The sequence below is a fragment of the Streptomyces sp. RP5T genome, from assembly GCF_003933965.1.
In the GTDB taxonomy this organism is placed as follows: domain Bacteria; phylum Actinomycetota; class Actinomycetes; order Streptomycetales; family Streptomycetaceae; genus Streptomyces.
The window spans coordinates 1-3,277 of sequence record NZ_RSAJ01000777.1 but is presented as its reverse complement, the minus strand read 5'-3'; the positions used below and the strand labels follow the sequence as shown (position 1 = coordinate 3,277).

Sequence of the window (3,277 nt, the reverse complement as noted above, 5' to 3'; positions counted from 1 at the left end):
GGGTAGGCGTGCACGGCTCTGCCGAGCACCGCGAGATCGTCCGGGTCGGGGGGCGCGCAGCGCAGCAGGACGCTCGGCAGCACGACATCGGCTCCCACCACCCGTACGGCGGCGAGGGACGGGTCGGTGGTCGATCCGGGGCCGGGGCCCTGGGTGACCGTGCCTGCGAGCCGGAAGCGGTCTCCGCTCCGAAGAGCGGAGACCAGTTCCGACGTGAGGTCCTGCACCGCGCCCGCGAGGCGGGTCGAAGTGCCTGACTGCTCCATTCGGGTTCTCCCGTCAGCCCTTCTTCGGCCGTGGCGTCGGAGGCGACAGCAGGAGGTTGCTCGTCGAGGACGTCAGAGCAAGCGCCGCGCACTGACGGCTGTCGCGGTAGTGGCCGTCGGCCTCGACGGGGTCGAGAGCCGCTTCGACGTCGATGCCGGGAACCTCGGTGAGGTCCTCGAGCTGGAACTCGGTGGAAGACATACCACCATCTCCTTTGCGAGAGATATGCGGGTCTCAGTACATGTCACCGCATTAGGGCGATCTATGCAAAAAAGGGTGATTTGTCTAGTTCGTGCGAGATTCAATCTCCGCGCGGGAGCGTATGGCGAGCGACGGCGAGGGGTCGTCAGTGGGTGCTGCCGCGTTCCTCGCGGATCTGCGCGACGACCCGGGCGACCGTCTGCCGTACCGCTTCCGTCTCGGTGAGGGTGTGCCCGTAGCCGGGGTGTCGGGCTTCCGTGCGGGCGATCGTCTGGTCCGGCGGGATGTCAATCTCCGCTCGGGAGGGTGTGGCGAGCGAGGGCGAGGGGTCGTCAGTGGGTGCTGCCGCGTTCCTCGCGGATCTGCGCGACGACCCGGGCGACCGTCTGCCGTACCGCTTCCGTCTCGGTGAGGAAGTGCCAGTAGTCGGGGTGACGGCCCTCCAGGGTGGCAACCGCCCGGTCCAGGCGGGCCACCGAGTCGTCCAGGGGGCGCGCGTGCCGCGGGTCGGGGGTGGTGCGGCCGGTCATGGCGAGGCGCTGGGCGTCACGGATGGCGAAACGGGTGCGGTCGATCTCCTGCTGGGGGTCCTTCTGCACGGCGTTGAGCCGGCGCAGCCGGTCACCGGCGGCGGAGACGGACTCGTCGGTGGTGTTGAGGAGGGCGCGGACCGTGGAGAGCAGGGAGGTCGCGTCCGGCCAGCGCTGTTCGTCGCGCGCGACGCGGGCCTCGCGGAGCTTCTGCTCGGCCTGCCGGACGTTCTGCGCGGCCTGGTCCGGGACGTGCTGGAGGTCCTGCCAGCAGGCCACGGTGAACCGGCGGCGCAGTTCGCTCAGGACCGGCTCGACCTGGCCCGCGCGGGTGGTGAGGGCCTCGGCGCGGGTGCGCAGGGAGACCAGCCGGCGGTCGATCTCCGCGGCCCGTTCCGGCAGCCGCTCGGCCTCCGCCCGGATCGCCCCGGCCTCCCGCGCCACTCCCTCGGCCCGCTCCAGGGTCTGCGGCACGCCGTGCTGTCCGGCCCCCTGGTTGAGCTTGGTCAGTTCGGGACCGAGGGCGGCGAGCCGGGCGGCTAGGTCGTCCGCCCGCAGCCCCGACTCCCGTACGGCGTCCAGGGCGTTGGAGGCGGCCAGCAGTCCCTGCCGGGCCCGCTCCACGGCCGGGGCGAGCCGGGCGAGCTGGGTCTCGGCCTTGCCGAGCAGCGGGCCGAGGCTGTCGCCGAAACGATCCAGCTCCTTCTTGACGTTGCCCAGCTCGTCCTTGGCCCGGGTGAGCTCGGCGCGCGCGTGTGCGGCGACCGAGGCCTCCAGGTCGTCCCGGTCGAGGTCATGGGCGTCGACGGCCTCGATGTAGCGGCTGCTGGCCTCGTCGATGCGCCCGCTGATCGCCTGGAAGTCGGCGACCGCCCGCCGGGCGGCGGGGGAGTCGTCGACCGCCGTGATCGTCTCTATCGAGATCCGCAGATCCCGCTGGGCGGTGTCCAGTTCGTAGAAAGCCGCCGCAGCGGCGTCCTTCGCGGCCTGCGCCTCGGCCCGCTGGCTCTCCGCACGCCCGCCGAACCAGCGCCGGGTGCCGCCGCCGGCGAACGCGGCCGGCAGCGCGAGGGCCGCGAGCAGGGGCAGGCCGACGAGGACGAGGGTGTCCCTGAGCGCCTGGCGGTGTGCGCGCGGCACCGACGACGACGAGTACGGCTGCGGTGGTGTCGCCGTCACATCCCTCTCCCGTGCTGTGGTCCGTCCTGGCGGGGCCCGGTGTCATTCTCCCACCGGTAAGGGACGAACACACGGGCCGGTCAGTTCGCGGTTCGCACCGTGATCTTCCCGTCTCCGCTCCTGGCGGACACGAAGTGGTCGCTGGAACCCGACCGGGGCACGGACACGTCGACCCCGCCGTCACCGGACTTCGCGTCCACGCGGTAGGTGGCCCTCGGCAGCTCCACGGTCACCGAGCCGTCGCCGCTGCGGGTCTCCACCCGGTCCGGTACGGCGCCGAGTTCGAGATGGACCGAGCCGTCCCCGGAGCGGGCGGTGACCCGGCGGGAGGCGACCTGGGCGCGCACCGAGCCGTCGCCGCTGCGCAGCTCCAGCGGCCCGCTGGAGTCGGTGACCCGCACCGAACCGTCCCCGGTGCTGATGCTCAGCGGCCGGGTGAAGCCACGGGCCCGCACACTCCCGTCGCCGTCCTCGACCCGCACGGCGATGTCCCGCGGCACCTCGATGCGGTGCTTGGCCGCGCAGTCGGCGACGACACCGCTGCACTTCATCCGCAGCACCAGCCGGTCGCCCTTCATCGACCAGGTCACCTCGGGGTCCTTGCCGACGGCCACGGTGCCCTGGAACCAACGGGTGACCTCGACCGTGCCCGCCTTGTTCGAATCGGCGGCGACGATCTCCAGCGCCGAGTCGTCGGAGTCGACGGTCAGGGTGCGGCCCTGGAGCGCGAAGGACCTGTGGTCGGGGGTCTTGTCGTCCCCGGCGGAGGCACCGCAGGCGGTGGCGCCCGCGACGACGAGCGCGACGACCCCGGCCGCGGCGGCGGCACGTACGGGAACGGAACGGACCATGATGATCTCCCCCTGCTGGAGCCCTGACGGGCGGCCGCGGTCACTCCGCGACCCTGCTTCGACCCTAGGGAGCGGAGCGCGGGCGGGGGATCCGGGCCGCTCCCGGATCAGGGGTGGGGTTTTCCCCCGTACCGACCCCGAGCCCGCCGGGCACCCGAGTAAGGGATTGCAGGACAGGGTCCCGGGCAAGGTAGGCTGTCGACTCGTCTCGGGTGCGTAGCTCAGGGGTAGAGCGCCTGCCTTACAAGC

At 72.4% G+C, this 3,277-nt stretch carries 3 protein-coding genes and 1 pseudogene; all 4 read right to left on the bottom strand.

Features of this window, described 5'->3' with window-relative positions:
• Positions 1-266: pseudogene (locus EHS43_RS40825) on the bottom strand (hypothetical protein); the annotation flags it as partial.
• Between the two features lie 13 nt (positions 267-279).
• A complete protein-coding gene (locus EHS43_RS40820; protein ID WP_125195583.1) occupies positions 280-468 on the bottom strand; it encodes a hypothetical protein in 189 nt (62 codons plus the stop codon).
• Positions 469-800: 332 nt separating this feature from the next.
• The gene (locus tag EHS43_RS40815) at positions 801-2,177 is read right to left on the bottom strand and encodes a hypothetical protein (protein ID WP_125195582.1); all 1,377 of its coding nucleotides are present in this window, start codon (positions 2,175-2,177) and stop codon (positions 801-803) included.
• Between the two features lie 80 nt (positions 2,178-2,257).
• Complete coding sequence (locus tag EHS43_RS40810) at positions 2,258-3,028, bottom strand: DUF4097 family beta strand repeat-containing protein (protein ID WP_125195581.1); 771 nt, start codon at positions 3,026-3,028, stop codon at positions 2,258-2,260.
• Between the last annotated feature and the right edge of the window lie 249 nt (positions 3,029-3,277).